The following is a 16,229-nucleotide window of genomic DNA, read 5'->3' as shown; positions in this document are numbered from 1 at the left end:
TCGTAAGTCGACGCGCGCGGCGGGCGAACGGCTTATCGACGATTCAGCCCGCGGTTGCGTGTGCACATGAGCGCGCGCAGCGCGGCGCGAGCGACGCGCGTGCGCACGCTCAAGCTATCGGGCCGCGCGATCGCGGCAACCCGCGCGTTTTCCTCAATCCAGCTCGCGATGATGCACCGCGACTTCGTTCCAGCCGCGGGTGCGCGCGTGCTCGGCCAGGCGTTCGGCCAGATATACCGAACGATGGCGGCCGCCGGTGCAGCCGAAGGCGATGGTCGCGTAGCTGCGGGTGCTGTCGGCCTGCAGGCGCGGAAGCCAGGTGTCGAGGAACTGGCTGATCTGTTCGACGTACAGATTCACGTCGGCCTGCGCTTCCATGTAGTCGCGCACGCCGCCGTCGCGGCCCGACAGCGGGCGCAATGCCGGATTCCAGTGCGGATTGGGCAATGCGCGCGCATCGAACACGAAGTCCGCATCGGCCGGCACGCCGCGACGATAAGCGAAGGATTCGAACAACAGCGACATGCCCGCTTCGCCGCCGAGGCCGAATTCGGTGATGACGTGGCGGCGCAGCTGATGGATGTTGAGCTCGCTGGTGTCGACGATCGCATCGGCGATCTGGCGCAGCGGCTTGAGCACTTGGCGTTCGAGCGAGATCGCATCGGCCAGGGCCAGTCCGAACTGGCTCAGCGGATGGCGCCGGCGGGTGTCGGCGTAGCGCTTCAGAAGCACCGCGTCGCTGGATTCGAAATACACCAGCTTCGGATCGGCGCCGAGCGCGCCGACCGCCGACAGCCATTCCGGAATATTGGCCAGATCGCTGTGGCGGTTGCGCACGTCGATGCCGACCGCGAGCTTGGTCGGCATGCCGTCTTCGGCCTTGATCACGTTCTGCACGAACTGCGGCAGCAGTTCTGCCGGCAGATTGTCGACGCAGTAGAAGCCCAGGTCCTCGAAAGTGTTCAAGGCCACCGACTTGCCCGAGCCGGACATGCCGCTGACGATCACCAGGGTGAACATACTGGGTTCGAGCAGGCTGGGTTCGAGCGCGGGCGCGGTGTTCGGGCCGGGGCCTTGGGAGGATGTCGTGCTCACGATTCGCCGCGCTCCAGGAAGTTGCTGTGCCGGGCGATGAAGGCCGCGGCCGGGTCGAGCCCTTTCATGCGCAGGCTGTGCAGGCGCGTGGCCGCTTCGGTCAGCACCGCCAGATTGCGGCCGGGCATGACCGGCAGGGTGATCATCGGCACGTCCAGGTCCAGCACCCGGCGCAGGCCGGTGTCGCCGGTCAGACGCTCGATGCCGGCCGGCTTGGGCTCGCTCATCGGCTTGGTCAGATGCACGATCAGGCGCAGGTACTTGTTGTTCTTGACCGCGGTGTCGCCGAACATCTGGCGGATATTGAGCACGCCCAGGCCACGCACTTCCAGCAGGTCCTGCAGCATGTCCGGGCAGGTGCCGTCGAGCACGTCGGGGGCGATCTGGGTGAACTCGGGCGCGTCGTCGGCGACGAGGCGATGGCCGCGCGTCACCAGTTCCAGCGCCAACTCGCTTTTGCCCGAGCCCGATTCGCCGGTGATCAACACGCCGATCGAGTAGATCTCCATGAACACGCCGTGCAGGGTGATCTGCGGCGCCAGCGCGCGGGCCAGGTGGTATTGCAGATGATTGAGCAGCTCGTGGCCGCGCCGCGGCGACACCCACAGCGGGGTGTCGGTTTCCTCCGCGGCGATGCGCAGGTCCTCGGGGCAGGGCTGGTCCTTGCTGATGACCAGCGCCAGCGGCCGGAACTGGATGATCTTCTCGATCGTTTCCCAGCGCAGCCGCGAATCCAGCCCGTCCAGCCAGGTCAGTTCCTCGGTGCCGAGGATCTGGACCTTGTTCGGGTAGATCGCGTTGAGATAGCCGGCCAGCGAAGGCCGGCGCGCGACCGTATTGACCGCCTCGACCAGCCGCCCGTCGCCGCGTTGGCCGGCCAGCCAGCGCAGCGCCAGCCGGTCGCGCTGCTGTTCGAACAGTTCGCCTGCACGGATGCTTTTGCTCATGGGGCAAGTTTACGAGCAAAGGGCGGTGGTGTCGCATCGGGGAGATCTCAGTGCGCGTTGCCCATGACCGCTTTGTAGAAGGGGGCGAGCGGGCGGGGTGGGTTCGAAGATCGGTCGATACCGTGGCGCGGGGGACTGGCTTTTTGCTCTTCGGCGAGGTGCTGAGCAAGAGCAAAAGCGAATCCCCCCTACCCCCCTTTTACAAAGGGGGGAACAGCCAGAGCGGGGCAGGTAGGTAAGTTGTTTCACTCCAGGTGCTCGCTACCGGTTGCCCCTTCATGCGCGCTACTGATGCCCACTTTGTAAAAGGGGGCGAGCGCCCGGCGTGGGTTCGAAGTCGAGTCGATACCTCAGCGCGGGGGATTCGCTTTTGCTCTTCGGCGAGTCGCCAAGCAAGAGCAAAAGCGAATCCCCCTGCCTCCCTTTTACAAAGGGGGGGAACAGCCAGGAGCGGAGGACAGACATGTGATTTCACGCTGAGATGCGCGATACCCATCCGCCCGTTCGTGCGCGTTACTCATGCCCCTTTGCAAAAGGGGGCGAGCGCCCGGCGTGGGTTCGAAGTCGAGTCGATGCCACAGCGCGGGGGATTCGCTTTTGCTCTTGAGTCAGGTGCTAAGCAAAAGCAAAAGCGAATCCCCCCTGGCCCCCCTTTTGCAAAGGGGGGATCGGTAGGTTGGGGTAACGCGATCTTGTAGTGCGTCGAGTTGCCTGAAACTCAAGCCGCGCTACGTCGACAATAATCCAGCAACCGATAACTCAACTCGGCCTCGTTCGGCGCGCCGCGCAATCGTTCGCGAAACGCTTCGTCGGCGAAGCGTTCGGCCAGTTCGGCCAGCAATTGCAGATGCTGTTGCACGTGATGCTCGGGCACGGCCATCGCCAGCACCAGATCCACCGGCTGGCCGTCGGCCGCGCCGAAATCCACCGGTTGCGCGAGTCGCAAAAAGGCCGCACGGCTGTGTTCGAACAGCGGCGTGCGGCCGTGTGGGATGGCCACGCCATGGCCGATCGCGGTACTGGCCAGTGCTTCGCGTTCCTGCAGGCCTTTGCTGAGCGCGGCGGTCATTTGCGGATGGCCTTCGCAAAGCAGCTGCGCGGCGGTATCAAGCACTGCGTTGCGATCGCCGGGTCGTTCCAGGATGACAACGCGCTGTGCGCTCAACAAATCGTAAAGCGGCATGGCGGCGTGCTTGAGTGGCTGGCGGAAAGCGGGCGCGGAAGGACGGGAAGGGTCAGCCGAATTCGCCGCTGCGGGCGAGGCTTTCGCCGCGATGATGATCGACCTGCTTGCTCTTGTGCTTCATCAATGCGCGGTCGAGTTTGTCGGCGAGCAGATCGATCGCGGCGTACATGTCGATGGTGGCGGCGTCGCAGTGCAGGGTGCGTCCGGCGATCAGGACGGTGGCTTCGGCTCGATGATCGGGCTTGTCGAGGCTGAGCTGGATTCGCACGTCGAAGGGTTGGTCGTAGTGGCGTTGCAGACGGGCCAGCTTGGTTTCAACGTAATCACGCAGCGGAGCGGTGACTTCAATCTGCTGGCCGTGGGTTTCGATACGCATCGGGGACCTCCTTCACGTCGCGGGTGAATGCAGAAACGTGTTCCGACCGGTCTTGCCGGACCGAAACGGAACCGGGTGACGCCCTGGCCGTTGAACCACCGACCAGGGAGTCCAGCATCGCACGCTGAGCCTGCGGCGCAAGAGGCCGGCGTAGCCCTTTGGTCTTATCCCGGGCGGAAATGCTTGATCGGCCAAGCGTTTTCAAGGGATGTAAAAGTTTTGAAATGGCTCAACTCGGCAAGGTCGGGCGTTTGCGCAGGGCCGGTGAGATCGGGTGAGCGAGCGCTGCAAGCCTTGGCGGATAAAGATTGCGCAGTTTTTCGAGGCGCGCGCGGCCGCGGCCCGACGCTTGGCCGGGCAGTGACTGGTCGAGATAAGCCGAAGTTACGGCCGTGCGAAAACGGCCGCGCATGCCTGAGCCTCAGGCCATGCGCACGCGATCCTGCGAGGACGGAATGCTCATCGCTTCGCGGTACTTGGCGACGGTGCGGCGCGCGACCGGCACGCCGGTAGCTTTCAAGGTTTCGGCCAGGCGCGCGTCCGACAGCGGCTTGCGCGGATTCTCCGCTTCGATCAGGCGCCGGATCATCGCCTGGATCGCGGTGCTGGACGCTTCGCCGCCGGAACCGGTGTCGATGCCCGAGGCGAAGAACGCGCGCAGTGGCATGGTGCCGCGCGGCGTGCGCGCGTACTTGCGCGCGATCGCGCGCGAGACCGTGGATTCGTGCAGGCCGACTTCGGTGGCGACTTCGCGCAAGGTCAGCGGCCGCAGCGCGCTGTCGCCGAATTCGAGGAACGCGGCTTGTTGCTTGAGCAGGCAGCGCGCCACTTTCAGCAACGTATCGCCGCGTGCTTCCAGACTTTTGAGCAGCCAGCGCGCCTCCTGCAGATGGCCGCGCAGGTAACTCGCATCCGACGCGCTGGCGTGGCGGATCATGCCTTCGTAGCCGCGATGGATCGAAATGCGCGGACGCATCGATTCCGACAACGCGACCCGCCACAGACCTTGCTGACGCCAGATCACCACGTCGGGCGTGACGTAGGTGTCGGTGGAAATCGCGCCCATCTGCGCGCCCGGACGCGGGTCGAGCGAGCGCAGCAACTGCACCGCGGTGTCGACCTGGGCGGTGTCGAGCTTGAGTTCGTTGGCCAGCCCGGCCACGCCGACGCGCGGCAGGCGTTCGAGCGGGCCGCTGGCGATCTGCGCGGCCAGCGCCTTGCCCGGGGTGTCGTCGGGCAAGGTGCCCAGTTGCAGGTTGAGGCATTCGCCGAGCGAACGCGCGGCCACGCCGACCGGATCGAAACGCTGCACCTGATGCAGCACGGTGGCCACCTCGTCTTCGCCGACGCTCAGTTCCGGCGCGAGCGAAGCGGCGATCGCATCGAGCGGTTCGCGCAGGTAGCCGTCGTCGTCGATCGCTTCGATCAGCGCCACGCCGATGCTGCGGTCGCGCTGCGACAGCGGGCTCAGATGCAATTGCCACAGCAGGTGATCGAGCAGGGTCTCGGCATCGGCGACCTGTTCGGCCGCGGGCGAGTCTTCGTCGTGATCGGAGGGGCCGACCCGTTCGTACCAGGTCTCGCCGTCGTCCATGGTCCATTCGGGCTCGGCGACCGGCGCTTCGGTGCTGCTGCCGGCCTCGCTGCCGCCGCCTTCCTCGCCGCTGGGCACGACCACGCGCGGCTCGTCCTCGGCCGCGGACGGTTCGGTCCAGTCGAGCAGCGGATTGCTTTCCACGGCGGTCGCGAGCTCGGCCTCCAGTTCCACCGCCGACAACTGCAGCAGGCGAATCGCCTGACGCAATTGCGGCGTCATCACCAGCTGTTGTCCGAGTGAGGCTTGGAGGCGGGGCTTCATCATCGATTGCAGACGCGACCTGAATAGGCGACCAGAGACGGCGGCCGAGTCGCGCGTCGCGGGCGTCGTTACGCGCCCGGCAACCAACAGGTTACAAGCGGAACGTTTCGCCCAAATAGACGCGACGGACATCGGGATTGGCCAGCAGCGCGTCCGGAGCCCCCTGCGCGAGCACGCCGCCGTCGTTGAGGATATACGCACGATCGCAAATGCCCAAGGTTTCGCGCACGTTGTGGTCGGTGATGAGGACACCGATCCCGCGATTCTTGAGGTGGCGCACGATTCGCTGGATCTCGCCGACCGAAATGGGGTCGACACCGGCGAAGGGTTCGTCCAGCAGCATCAGGCGCGGGCGTGCAGCCAAAGCGCGCGCGATTTCCACACGACGGCGTTCGCCGCCGGACAGGCTGGCACCGAGCTGGTCGGCGACGTGGGTCACCTGCAGTTCGTCCATCAGGCTGCCCAGTTCGCGTTCGATGCCGGCGCGGTCGAGGTCGTCGCGCAGTTCCAGCACCAGGCGCAGGTTGTCGGCGACGCTGAGCTTGCGGAAGACGGAGGGTTCCTGCGGCAGATAGCCCACGCCGTACTTGGCGCGCGCGTACATCGGCTCGGCGGTGATGTCCTTGCCGTCGAGCACGATCGAACCGGCATCGGCCGGCACCAGGCCGACGATCATGTAGAAGCACGTCGTCTTGCCGGCGCCGTTGGGGCCGAGCAGGCCGACCACTTCACCGGCTTCGAGGGTCAGGCCGAAGTCGCGCACGACTTCGCGCTGGCGGTAAGCCTTGCGCAGGCCTTGGGCGACCAGCATCAACCGCCTCCCTTGGCCGGCGCGGCGGTCTTGCTCTTGGGCTGCAGGCGCATGTTGACGCGGCTGCCGGTGCCGCCGCTCTCGATCTGGCCGGTCTTGGAGTTGTAGACGATGCGTTCGCTCTTGATCGTGTCGCCGGCTTTGTCGACGAAGGCGTTGCCGGTCAGGATGATGATTTCCTTCGGCATGTCGTAGTCGACCTTGTTGGCGCGGCCGGCGAACGGCGAACCGTCGTCGAGCTGCTGCTTGATCGTGACCTGCGAGCCGGTCATGGTCACGGAGGTGACCTCGCCGTTGCTGCGCTTGAGATCAGCCTTGGCGGCGTTGATGACCAAGGTGCCCTGGACGATCTTGACGTTGCCGGTCATCACGCACGGCGCGGTGTCGTTGCTGACCGAGCAGTTGCTGCTGTCGGCGTCGATGTCGGTGGGCTGATTGCGATCCGAAGAGCGCGCAAGCGCTACCGCCGGCGCCAGTGCAACGGCGACCAGGCACAGCGCCAGCAAATTAGCGAGCTTTCGCTTCATAGCGGACCTTGACGTTGGGAATGATGACGTTCTTGGTTTCGAGATCGGCCTGCAATCCCGAGCCGTTCATTGTAATACCGGGCTGGAGCATCTTGACCGGGACGGCCGAAGTGGCCTTGTTCGCGTCGGGGAACACGTTCAGTTCCTCGGTGGTGATGTTGATCGGCTTGCCTTCGGCGTTGGTGCTGTCGGCATGGACCTGTCCGCGCAGGCGCACCTCGTCGGCCTCGGCGCTGACCCAGCCGCGCTGCGACTTCACTTCCCACGGCCCGCCGTTGGCGCCGGGCTTGGCCGGGATCAGGAACACCGGCGTGGTGATGTCCATGGTCTTGACGTTGGGATCGCGGGTCAGCTTCGGCGCGCGCAGGGTGAACGATTCCTTGCCCTGCTTGTCCAGCACGACCGCTTCGAAATCGTTGAGCACGTAGTCCGGACGCGCGCTGGTGGGGCCGGATACCGGCTTTTCGCGTTGCGACCACAGCGCCCAGCCGCTGAGCGCGGCGGCGGCGAGCAGGATCAGGGTGAGCATGCCGCGCCAGCTCATCCCAGCGCTCCGGCCAGGGCGTCTTCGGCGTGGCCTTGCGCCGCCAGCAGCAGATCGCACAGTTCGCGCGCCGCGCCTTCGCCGCCGCGCGCGACCGTGCGCCAGTGCACCCGCTCGCGCACCCACGGGTGCGCGTTGGCCGGCGCGACCGCCAGGCCGACGTGCGGCAGGATCCGCAGATCGGCGAGGTCGTCGCCCATGAAGGCGACCTGTTCCAGCGTGAGCTCCAGGCTTTCGGCGATCAGCTTGACGCAGACCAGCTTGTCCTTGACGTCGCCGTGCGAGGTCGCGCCGAGTTCGGCGGCGCGGTGGGCGGCGATCGCGCCGCCGCGGGCGGTCACGAAATGCACGGCGATGCCGACCTTGCGCAGCAGCGCCAAGCCCTGGCCGTCCTGGACATGGAAGCTCTTGTACTCGCGCCCGGTGCTGTCGAAGGTCAGCCGCCCGTCGGTCAGGGTGCCGTCGACGTCGAAGCAGGCCAGCCGGATGCGCGCGGCGCGTTCGCGGATGGCGGCGGGGTAGTCGTTTAGGTGGCTGTATGGCACGGGATTGGGGATTCGGGATTTGGGATTCGAAAGAGCGAAAGCAGATCGAGGGATGCGGGCTGGGCCAAGAGAGCCGCTGTTGCGAATCCCGAATCCCGATTCCCCAATCCCGGCCGTTAAACCACTCTGGCCCGCAACAAGTCGTGAATGTTCAGGGCACCGACCACGCGGCGTTCAGTGTCCACGACCAGCAGGCCGCTGATCTTGTGCGTTTCCATGATCTGCGCGGCTTCGGCGGCGAGCGCGTCGGCACCGATGGTCTTGGGCGAGCGGGTCATGACCTCTTTGATATGGGTCGTGCGCAGGTCCACGCCGGGGTCGTCGAGGGTGCGGCGCAAGTCGCCGTCGGTGTACAGGCCGATCAGGCGCCGCGCGTCGTCGACCACCGCGGTCATGCCCAGGCGCTTGCGGCTCATCTCGACCAGGGCCTCGCTGACGCTGGCGTCGGCGCCGACCGTGGGCACTTCGTCGCCGGCATGCATGACGTCGGTGATGTGCAGCAGCAGACGGCGGCCTAGCGCGCCGGCCGGGTGCGAGCGGGCGAAGTCGTCGGCGGTGAAGCCGCGCGCCTCGAGCAGCGCGACCGCGATCGCGTCGCCCATCGCCAGCGAGGCGGTGGTGCTGGAGGTCGGCGCCAGCGCCAGCGGGCAGGCCTCGGCCGGGACGCTGACGTCGAGGTGGACGTCGGATTCGCGGGCCAGGGTCGAGTGCGGCCGCCCGGTCATGCCGATCACTGCATTGCCCTGGCGCTTGAGCACCGGCAGCAGCATCAGCACTTCGTCGCTTTCGCCCGAGTAGGACAGGGCCAGGACCACGTCGGTGTCGGTGATCATGCCCAGGTCGCCGTGGCCGGCCTCGCCCGGATGGACGTAGAACGAGGGCGTGCCGGTCGAGGCCAGGGTGGCGGCGATCTTGCGCGCGATGTGGCCCGACTTGCCCATCCCGGTGCAGACCACGCGGCCTTTGGCACGCAAAATCAGCTTGCAGGCCGCAGTGAAGTCGCCATCGATGCGCGCGGCGACAGCGGCCAGGGCCTGCCCCTCGATCTCGAACACGCGCCGGCCGCTGGTGGCCAGGCCGGCCTCGGTGGCGCCGCTGGGATCGAGCAGGGACGGTGCGGGACTGGTCATAGAAATCGCCGTTTCGAAGGTCGCCATTTCGGACCGGAGGGCTTTCCGCTAGGCTAATCCGTCAATTCTAAGCGGTTCGCCCGTCCAGCGCCGTGCCCCACGGCAGATCCGCGCCGGACCGGGGCATCGCCCATTCAGCAGGCTTCCGTCCCGTCCAGCGCGTCTGGGCCGGCCCGGTCGCCGCTCCGCCCACCGTCCGGCCCCGCCGGTCCGTCAGTCCAAAGGCTCCCGATACGTGAACGCCGAAACCATCCGCACCCTGATCGAAAACGGCCTGCCCGGCGCGCAAGCGCGGGTCCAGGGCGACGACGGCGTCCATTTCGAGGCCACGGTTGTGGCCGAAGCCTTCCGCGGCAAGCTGCCGCTGGCCCGCCACCGCCTGGTCTACGCGACCCTGGGCGAGCGCATGGGCGGCGAGATTCATGCGTTGGCGTTGAAGACGTTGACGCCTGAAGAGGCCGGGATTGGGGATTCGTGATTCGGGATTCGTACAGCGGTTCGACCGCTGCCTCGACTTCACCGCGACCTCATTCAATCCGATCGGCTCGCTCGTACCATGAGTAGCCCGGATCAGTGATTCGTGATTCGGCTTGCCGAATTCGAATCGTCCGCCCGGCTCTGCTCTGTCCAATCTCTAATCCCTAATCTCGAATCCCGGCCCTCAAAATGCAAAAAATCGTGGTCGAAGGCGGCCAGCCGCTCAACGGCGAAGTCCAGATTTCCGGTGCCAAGAACGCCGTCCTGCCGATTCTGTGCGCGACCTTGCTGGCCGACGCGCCGGTGACGATCCGCAACGTGCCGCGACTGCACGACGTGCTGACCACCGCCAAGCTGCTGGGCGAGCTGGGCGCCGGCGTGACCAGCGAGGGCGCGACGATCACGGTCGATCCGACCACGGTCAACAGCCATGTCGCCCCGTACGAACTGGTCAAGACCATGCGCGCCTCGGTGCTGGTGCTCGGTCCGCTGCTGGCCAAATACGGTCAGGCCGAAGTGTCGCTGCCCGGCGGCTGCGCGATCGGTTCGCGTCCGGTCGACCAGCACATCAAGGGATTGCAGGCGCTCGGCGCCGAGATCTCGGTCGAGAACGGCTACATCAAGGCCCACCGCAACGGCCGTCTGAAGGGCGCGCGTTTCGTCTTCGACGTGGTGAGCGTGACCGGCACCGAGAACGTGCTCATGGCCGCGGCCCTGGCCGAAGGCACCAGCGTGATCGAGAACGCGGCGATGGAGCCGGAAGTCGTCGATCTGGCCGATTGCCTCAACGCGCTCGGCGCGAACATCGAGCACGCCGGCAGTGGCCGGATCATCGTGCATGGCGTGGAAAAATTGCACGGCGGCAGCCACGACGTGCTGCCCGACCGCATCGAAACCGGCACCTTCCTGGTCGCCGCGGCGATGACGGGCGGCCGCGTCACCACCACCCGCAGCCGCGCCGATACGCTCGATTCGGTGTTGGACAAGCTGCGCGACGCCGGCGCGACGATCGAAGTCGACGGCGACCGCATCACCCTGGACATGGGCGGCCGCCGCGTGCGCGCCGTGGACCTGGTGACCGCGCCGTACCCGGCGTTCCCGACCGACATGCAGGCGCAATTCATGGCGCTCAACTGCATCGCCGAGGGCGTGGGCGTGATCAACGAGACGATCTTCGAAAACCGCTTCATGCACGTCAACGAACTGCTGCGCCTGGGCGCCGACATCCGCGTCGACGGCCACACCGCGGTGATCCGCGGCGCCGCCAAGCTCAGCGGCGCGCCGGTGATGGCGACCGACCTGCGCGCCTCGGCCTCGCTGATCTTGGCGGGTCTGGTGGCGCAGGGCGAGACCACGATCGATCGCATTTATCACCTTGATCGCGGTTACGAGAACATCGAGGAGAAGCTGTCGGGGTTGGGCGCGAAGATTCGCCGCGTGGGGTGACATCGTGCGCAGCGTGTGGTTGCTGCGTGTCGGGCGTGAAGAGCGGGTTGATGCGGCTTGGTAACGGCACCTAATGCCCAGCATCCCCTCTACCGCTTGCGGCGACCGAAGGAAGTGCAGAGCTGAGAGGGCTAGGGTGAGGGCGCTTCTGCTTTTGTTCTTGCTTGTAGAAACAGCAATGGCATTCGCGCCTGCGGCGCTCATTCCCTCACGCCGATCCTCTCAGCTCTGCACTTCCTTCGGTCGCCGCAAGCGGGAGAGGGAGCCTGTGGTTCGCTTGCTTGGATGAGCGCTGGCAGGGTTGAGTGAGCTGCGTTTTCGGCAATAAAAAAGCCCCGCGACTGCGGGGCTTTTTGTTTCTCCAGTGCATCGGCCTTTCGCCGCAGCAATCGTGCCTCAACGCACCGCCTGCACTCGCAGATCGATCGCATCACTGCCGTTCTCGCGCTGCAAAATGCGCGCCGGCACCGGCATGCCCGGCACGACCCAGGCGATGGTTTCCTTGTCGCCGTTCTTGCTCGAGACCTTGGTCGCCTGCTGCGATTTGCCGCCGACCGTGATCGCTTCCTTGCCGACCACCGTATAGCTCAGTTCCTTGACCCGGCCGTCCTCGACCATGCGGTAGCTCATCGGCTTGCCGGCGTTGGCGTCGCGCACCAGGGCCAGGTTCACCAGCAGCGCGTCGAGGTCGCCGCTCTGCAATTTGATCGGACCGGCGCGCTCGGGCTTGATGTCGCCGGTCCAGGTGGCGACGCTGCGCGACCAGTCGTAGCTGGCGTTGATCGACTTCTTCTTGGTCAGCACCTTGCTCGAATCGCTGCCGCTGACCGGGCGCAACTGGCCGTTGCTGTCCTCGAACACGGTCGACTGCTGCAGGTCGGCCAGCGGGCTGGTGATCGACAGGCTGTACTTCCAGCGGTTGCCCTCGGCGGCGACGGTCATGCGGCCGTTGCCCTGCATGCCCATGTAGCTGGCCGAGTAGTCGGCGCTGAACGGCTTGACCGCGAGCGCGGGCGCGCTGACGACGGCCAGGGCCGCGGCGAGCACGGCCAGGCCGGTCTTGAAGGTGCGTACCGTTACGGTGCGGTCGGTGCTGTGGCTCATGATCCGTTGACTCCTTTGTATTCGACCAGGCGCAAATCGTAAGTGTCCTGGCCATCTTCGCGCTGCAGGATGCGCACGGGGGTGGGAACGCCGTCGACCACCCAAATGGATGTTTCCTCGTTGCCGCTCTGCACGCGGTTGACGCGCATCGCGTTGAAGCTCATATCGTCGACCTTGACCCCTTCCAGGTCTTGACTCACCAGGTATTGATGGGGGCGCAGGCGGCCGGAATCCACGAACCGGTAATTCAGGGTCTTGCCGGGCTGGGCGTCGCGGACCACCGCCAGGTTGATCAGCAGGCCGCTCATGTCCCCGTCCTGCAAGGCGATCGGCTTGCGCCGGTGCTCCTTGATGTCGCCGGTCCATTGCGCGGCATGCTGGGTCCAGTCGTAGGTGCCGGTGATGATCCGCTTGGAGAACAACACCTTGCGCACCATGGTCTGGCTCAACGGCCGGTAGGTCTCGCCGACCAGATCGAACAGCGTGCTCTGCTGCGCGGCCGCGCCGGTCATGCCCATCATGCCGTGCTCGGCGCGGATGTCGAGGTCGATGCGCCAGTGGCCGCCCTCGGGCTTGACCTGCATGGTCGCGTCGCCGAGCGCCTTGCCGCCGTTGAAGACCTGGTAATTGGCCACGAACGGTTCCAGCGCGAACGCGCTGCCGGGGAGGGCCGCGCCGGTCAGCGTGGCCAAAAGCAGGGGCAGGAGGGACTTCATGACGACGCGGGCGAGTCCTGGGGCGCGCAAGGGCGCAGGGATTAGGAGTGCGTGGTGGAACCCGACGTATTCGGCGCGCGGGCCGCGGCGTTCAGGCCGCGATGCCGGTCGCCGGATGGGTCAATCGGCCGGCGAAATCTAAACGCAGCGGCGTAAATAGCGGATGACCGTCGAGGGCCACGGTTGCGCCGTGTTCAGCCAGACGGCCATCGACGGCCAGTCTCATCACCGCTAGCAACAACGGATGTTCCACACCGAGTACGCGCGCCGACAGGGATTCGGGTGTATCGCCGGCATCGATCGCGACCACGGCGTGTGCGATCACGCCACCGGCATCGAGCTCGGGGATCACGAAATGCACGCTTGCGCCGTGTTCGCGTTCGCCTTCCTCGATTGCCCGCGCATGGGTGTGCAGGCCGCGGAACTTGGGCAGCAGCGAGGGATGGATGTTGATGGTGCGGCCGCGGAAGCGTTCGACGAAGGCGCTGCCGAGGATGCGGAGGTAGCCGGCGCAGAGGACCCAGTCCGGACGCACCGTCGCGACCGCTTTGGCGAGATCGGCGTCGAAGGCGTCGCGATTGGGGTAGGTCTTGGGGCTGGCCGACCAGCGCAGCGGCTGCGCGACCCGTTGCAGGGCGGCCGCGCCGGGTTTGTCGGAGAACACGCCGACGACCTCGGCCGCGAGGGTGCCGGCGGCGATGGCGTCGAGCACGGCCTGCAGGTTGCTGCCGCGGCCCGATGCGAGGACGGCGATGCGGGGGAGCGGCTGGGGCATGCGGGCTGCGGTCGGGAGCGGACCGGTATTTTAGGCGATCTGGGCTGCGTGGATGGCGGCCCTCACCCCAACCCCTCTCCCGCAAGCGGGAGAGGGGCTAAAGCCGGCGATCGGTTTTTACGCTTTTCTCCCTCTCCCGCTTGCGGGAGAGGGCCGGGGTGAGGGCCCCGTCAGAACTTCGCCTCAACCGAAACGAACCACTGCCGCGGCGCACCGGTCAGCAAAGTCTGGAACGTCCCCTTCGGGTCGTAATCGCGAAACCCGTTGCTGCCGAGCGTGGCGATGTAGGTCTTGTCGAGCAGGTTGTAGACATTGAGCCCGACCCGCAGCGATTGAATCTGGCCCACGTCCTTGCGCTGCCAGCTCACCCCCGCGTCCCACAGCCAGAACGCGTCGGTGCCGGCGTCGTTGCTGTAGGTGTAGTAACGCTGGCCGGTGTACTTGCCGCCCAGGCGCAACTCGACCTCGCCCACGCCGTAGCTGACTTCGGTCGCGAACAACTGCTTCGGCGTATCCACCATCTGCTTGCCGCGCACCTCGACCAGCTTGCCGCTGCTCAGATAATTCGACCGGTACTGCGAATCGTTGTAGGCGTAGCTGGCGAGCCAGCGGAACTGCGCGGTCGGCGTCCACACGAAGGCGAACTCGCCGCCGAGCGTGCGCGCCTTGCCGACGTTGGCGAACTGGTTCGGACAGCTGACCACGCCCGGGCAGGGCACGATCACCAATTGGCGATCGTCGAAGTTGACGCCGTACAAGGTCGTCGACACTTGGTAGTGGTCGTCGCCGTAACGCCAGCCCAGTTCCAGAGTCTTCGACTGTTCAGGCTTGGCGCTGGCGCGGCTCAGGTCGAACGAAGCCTGGGTCAGCGACCAGGCGCCGTTGACGCCGGGCCGGAACGCGGCCTGGTTTTCGGCGTAGTTGGCGAACACGTCGCTGTGGTCGTTCAAGCTCCACGACACACCGAGCTGCGGCAGGAAGTTGTCGCGGGTGCGCAAGCGTCCGCCGGCGCGGCCGGCGACCACCACGGTACCGTCAGTGACCACGTCCTGGCCCTTGAAGCCGGCGCTGACGGTCAGGCGCTCATCGAACCAGCGCATCGTGTCCTGCACGAACCACTGCCGGGTGCGGGTGTCGAAGCGCTGACGGAACAGGCGCTGGGCGAATTCGCTCTGATCGAAGAAACGCTCATCGTCGATCGGCCCGGCGATGTTGACGAAACTGCGGCCGGCGCCGTGCACGCTGTCTTCGAACCACACCCCGCCTTCGAGGGTGTGATGCTCCAACTGATAGGTCGCACGCGCGTTCACGCCGCTGCGTTCGATGTCGTAACTGGTGATGCGCAGCGCCATCGGAATCGTGGGCGAACTGATGTACGGGGTGAACCAGTGGCCCTGGCCTTCGTTGCGGTGGTAATAGGCGGTCGCGTCCAAGCGCAGGTTTTCGCTGAGATCGAATTCGCCCGAAATGCTGGCCAGATCGTCATTGCGCAGGCCGCGCGCGAGGTAGTACGCATCGTCCTTGGTGGTCACGCAGCCGCTGAACTTGCCGTTGGCGGCGGCCAGGGCGCGCTGCCAGTCGGGCGCGTAATTGTCCCAGTCGTACCCGCAGCGACGGATCAGGTCGAGCGACAGATCCGGGTCGTCGGTTTCGTTGCGGCGCGAGGTCGACAGCCATGCCGCGATGCGGCCGCTGTCCCATTGATACACGGCCTTGCCGTTGAACTGACGTTGTTCCTGCACGCCGGCGCCTTTCCAGCGGTCGGCCTGATTGTTCATGCCTGACACGTAAGCGCTGAAGCCGTTGTACTCGCCGGTGTCGACGCGGACGAAGGCGCGCATCGTCGCGTTGTCACCGTAGGCGAAGTTGGCGCGCGCGCCGAACTGACTTTGCGGATCCGAGGAGTGCAACAGCAGCGCGCCGCCGAGATTGCTGGTCGACGGAATCCGCAGCGCGCCGGCGCCCTGGGCGAGTTCGAGTTCGGCGATGTTCTCCGGCAGGATCGCGCGATTGGGCGACAGGCCGTTGTTGTTGGCGTAGCTGTTATCGCCGAGCGGGATGTCGTCGAGCGCGTAGCCCAGTTGGTTCTGGGCGAAACCGCGGATCGCGATGCGGTTCGACCATTCGTAGCTGCCCCACGGATCGGACGATACGAAATGCACGCCGGGCAGTTTCTCCAGCACCTTGACCGGGTTGGTGCCGAGCGCGACGGCCTGCAGTTCGGCCTTGCCGATGCGTTGGACCTGACGGGTTTCGCGATGACCGACCACCGAGATCGTGTCGAGCGTGGCCGGGTCGCCGGCGCCGCTGTCGAGCGGAGCGCCGCTGGCGGCGAGGTTGGCGGTGGCGTGGGTGTCGTCGGCGTGGGGCGCGGCAGCATCGGCGTTGGCGGCCGGCGCGGTTGCGGCCTGCGCGATCGGCGCGAGCGTCGTCATCGACAGCGCGGCGAGCAGGGCCAGCGCCAGGGGCGTGTGGATCGGGGTATTCATCGGGGTCTCGTGCATTGCGCGCCACGGTGCGGCGTGATGGCGGCATTACAACGGTCGCAGATGAAGGCTTGCGCGCGCGGGACGGACCGCGTGGCGTACCTGTCTAGTGGGTCGTTCGGGGAGGCGGGTTCAGGTTGTTTCGAGCGCGCTCGGTTCCCTCTCCCGCTTGCGGGAGAGGGCTAGGGTGAGGGTGTACGGGTTGC

At 66.3% G+C, this 16,229-nt stretch carries 16 protein-coding genes; 2 read left to right on the top strand and 14 right to left on the bottom strand.

Going from position 1 to position 16,229, the window contains the following annotated elements; genetic code table 11:
- Positions 1-153: 153 nt before the first annotated feature.
- The 10 genes from rapZ to ASD86_RS24930 form a co-directional block, all read right to left on the bottom strand.
- Positions 154-1,020, bottom strand: a complete 867-nt coding sequence (rapZ, locus tag ASD86_RS24975) for an RNase adapter RapZ (protein WP_036102735.1) — start codon at positions 1,018-1,020, stop codon at positions 154-156.
- A gap of 71 nt (positions 1,021-1,091) precedes the next feature.
- Positions 1,092-2,042, bottom strand: a complete 951-nt coding sequence (gene hprK / locus ASD86_RS24970; RefSeq protein ID WP_056117125.1) for an HPr(Ser) kinase/phosphatase — start codon at positions 2,040-2,042, stop codon at positions 1,092-1,094.
- A gap of 718 nt (positions 2,043-2,760) precedes the next feature.
- Positions 2,761-3,225: a PTS sugar transporter subunit IIA gene (locus ASD86_RS24965; protein WP_056117124.1), complete on the bottom strand. Its 465-nt coding sequence runs from the start codon at positions 3,223-3,225 to the stop codon at positions 2,761-2,763.
- Between the two features lie 52 nt (positions 3,226-3,277).
- Positions 3,278-3,604: a ribosome-associated translation inhibitor RaiA gene (gene raiA, locus ASD86_RS24960; RefSeq protein ID WP_036102305.1), complete on the bottom strand. Its 327-nt coding sequence runs from the start codon at positions 3,602-3,604 to the stop codon at positions 3,278-3,280.
- Between the two features lie 421 nt (positions 3,605-4,025).
- Positions 4,026-5,462 (bottom strand): RNA polymerase factor sigma-54, encoded by a 1,437-nt coding sequence (locus ASD86_RS24955; RefSeq protein WP_056117122.1) that lies wholly within the window; start codon positions 5,460-5,462, stop codon positions 4,026-4,028.
- A 91-nt stretch (positions 5,463-5,553) separates the two neighbouring features.
- The gene (gene lptB, locus ASD86_RS24950; protein WP_056117120.1) at positions 5,554-6,273 is read right to left on the bottom strand and encodes an LPS export ABC transporter ATP-binding protein; all 720 of its coding nucleotides are present in this window, start codon (positions 6,271-6,273) and stop codon (positions 5,554-5,556) included.
- Complete coding sequence (gene lptA / locus ASD86_RS24945; RefSeq protein WP_082578697.1) at positions 6,273-6,800, bottom strand: lipopolysaccharide transport periplasmic protein LptA; 528 nt, start codon at positions 6,798-6,800, stop codon at positions 6,273-6,275. Before lptA ends, lptB begins: the two co-directional genes overlap by 1 nt.
- Positions 6,781-7,344 (bottom strand): LPS export ABC transporter periplasmic protein LptC, encoded by a 564-nt coding sequence (gene lptC / locus ASD86_RS24940; RefSeq protein WP_056117116.1) that lies wholly within the window; start codon positions 7,342-7,344, stop codon positions 6,781-6,783. Before lptC ends, lptA begins: the two co-directional genes overlap by 20 nt.
- Entirely contained in the window at positions 7,341-7,889 is a 549-nt protein-coding gene (locus ASD86_RS24935; RefSeq protein ID WP_056117113.1) for an HAD hydrolase family protein, read from the bottom strand. Before ASD86_RS24935 ends, lptC begins: the two co-directional genes overlap by 4 nt.
- Positions 7,890-8,005: 116 nt before the next feature.
- A complete protein-coding gene (locus ASD86_RS24930; RefSeq protein WP_056117463.1) occupies positions 8,006-9,019 on the bottom strand; it encodes a KpsF/GutQ family sugar-phosphate isomerase in 1,014 nt (337 codons plus the stop codon).
- Positions 9,020-9,254: 235 nt separating this feature from the next.
- On the opposite strand from ASD86_RS24930, the gene ASD86_RS24925 reads away from it, so the two are divergent.
- A complete protein-coding gene (locus ASD86_RS24925) occupies positions 9,255-9,497 on the top strand; it encodes a BolA/IbaG family iron-sulfur metabolism protein (RefSeq protein WP_036102289.1) in 243 nt (80 codons plus the stop codon).
- Between the two features lie 188 nt (positions 9,498-9,685).
- On the top strand, positions 9,686-10,942 hold the full coding sequence (murA, locus tag ASD86_RS24920) for a UDP-N-acetylglucosamine 1-carboxyvinyltransferase (protein ID WP_056117111.1): 1,257 nt from the start codon (positions 9,686-9,688) through the stop codon (positions 10,940-10,942).
- Between the two features lie 396 nt (positions 10,943-11,338).
- Here the strand turns inward: murA and ASD86_RS24915 are convergent, their stop codons facing one another.
- The 4 genes from ASD86_RS24915 to ASD86_RS24900 all read right to left on the bottom strand — a co-directional run bounded on the left by ASD86_RS24915 (position 11,339) and on the right by ASD86_RS24900 (position 16,026).
- Positions 11,339-12,046, bottom strand: coding sequence for a DUF3108 domain-containing protein (locus ASD86_RS24915; RefSeq protein ID WP_056117109.1), 708 nt, complete (start codon positions 12,044-12,046; stop codon positions 11,339-11,341).
- Positions 12,043-12,762, bottom strand: coding sequence for a DUF3108 domain-containing protein (locus ASD86_RS24910; RefSeq protein WP_157477117.1), 720 nt, complete (start codon positions 12,760-12,762; stop codon positions 12,043-12,045). Before ASD86_RS24910 ends, ASD86_RS24915 begins: the two co-directional genes overlap by 4 nt.
- A gap of 91 nt (positions 12,763-12,853) precedes the next feature.
- Positions 12,854-13,537 (bottom strand): phosphoribosylglycinamide formyltransferase, encoded by a 684-nt coding sequence (gene purN / locus ASD86_RS24905; protein ID WP_056117107.1) that lies wholly within the window; start codon positions 13,535-13,537, stop codon positions 12,854-12,856.
- Positions 13,538-13,707: 170 nt separating this feature from the next.
- Complete coding sequence (locus tag ASD86_RS24900; protein ID WP_157477115.1) at positions 13,708-16,026, bottom strand: TonB-dependent receptor; 2,319 nt, start codon at positions 16,024-16,026, stop codon at positions 13,708-13,710.
- Positions 16,027-16,229: the final 203 nt, after the last annotated feature.

The sequence above is a fragment of the Lysobacter sp. Root690 genome, assembly GCF_001427785.1.
Classification (GTDB): Bacteria; Pseudomonadota; Gammaproteobacteria; order Xanthomonadales; family Xanthomonadaceae; genus Lysobacter.
Note: the sequence above shows the minus strand (reverse complement) of the source record. Positions and strands in the feature narration are given on the sequence as shown.

Coding starts and splice junctions, on each gene's coding strand:
- lptB (WP_056117120.1), bottom strand. CDS start 6,273: ATGCTGGTCGCCCAAGGCCTGCGCAAGGCTTACCGCCAGCGCGAAGTC.
- ASD86_RS24910 (WP_157477117.1), bottom strand. CDS start 12,762: ATGAAGTCCCTCCTGCCCCTGCTTTTGGCCACGCTGACCGGCGCGGCC.
- ASD86_RS24955 (WP_056117122.1), bottom strand. CDS start 5,462: ATGAAGCCCCGCCTCCAAGCCTCACTCGGACAACAGCTGGTGATGACG.
- hprK (WP_056117125.1), bottom strand. CDS start 2,042: ATGAGCAAAAGCATCCGTGCAGGCGAACTGTTCGAACAGCAGCGCGAC.
- rapZ (WP_036102735.1), bottom strand. CDS start 1,020: ATGTTCACCCTGGTGATCGTCAGCGGCATGTCCGGCTCGGGCAAGTCG.
- lptC (WP_056117116.1), bottom strand. CDS start 7,344: ATGAGCTGGCGCGGCATGCTCACCCTGATCCTGCTCGCCGCCGCCGCG.
- ASD86_RS24965 (WP_056117124.1), bottom strand. CDS start 3,225: ATGCCGCTTTACGATTTGTTGAGCGCACAGCGCGTTGTCATCCTGGAA.
- lptA (WP_082578697.1), bottom strand. CDS start 6,800: ATGAAGCGAAAGCTCGCTAATTTGCTGGCGCTGTGCCTGGTCGCCGTT.
- ASD86_RS24930 (WP_056117463.1), bottom strand. CDS start 9,019: ATGACCAGTCCCGCACCGTCCCTGCTCGATCCCAGCGGCGCCACCGAG.
- ASD86_RS24900 (WP_157477115.1), bottom strand. CDS start 16,026: ATGAATACCCCGATCCACACGCCCCTGGCGCTGGCCCTGCTCGCCGCG.
- murA (WP_056117111.1), top strand. CDS start 9,686: ATGCAAAAAATCGTGGTCGAAGGCGGCCAGCCGCTCAACGGCGAAGTC.
- raiA (WP_036102305.1), bottom strand. CDS start 3,604: ATGCGTATCGAAACCCACGGCCAGCAGATTGAAGTCACCGCTCCGCTG.
- ASD86_RS24915 (WP_056117109.1), bottom strand. CDS start 12,046: ATGAGCCACAGCACCGACCGCACCGTAACGGTACGCACCTTCAAGACC.
- purN (WP_056117107.1), bottom strand. CDS start 13,537: ATGCCCCAGCCGCTCCCCCGCATCGCCGTCCTCGCATCGGGCCGCGGC.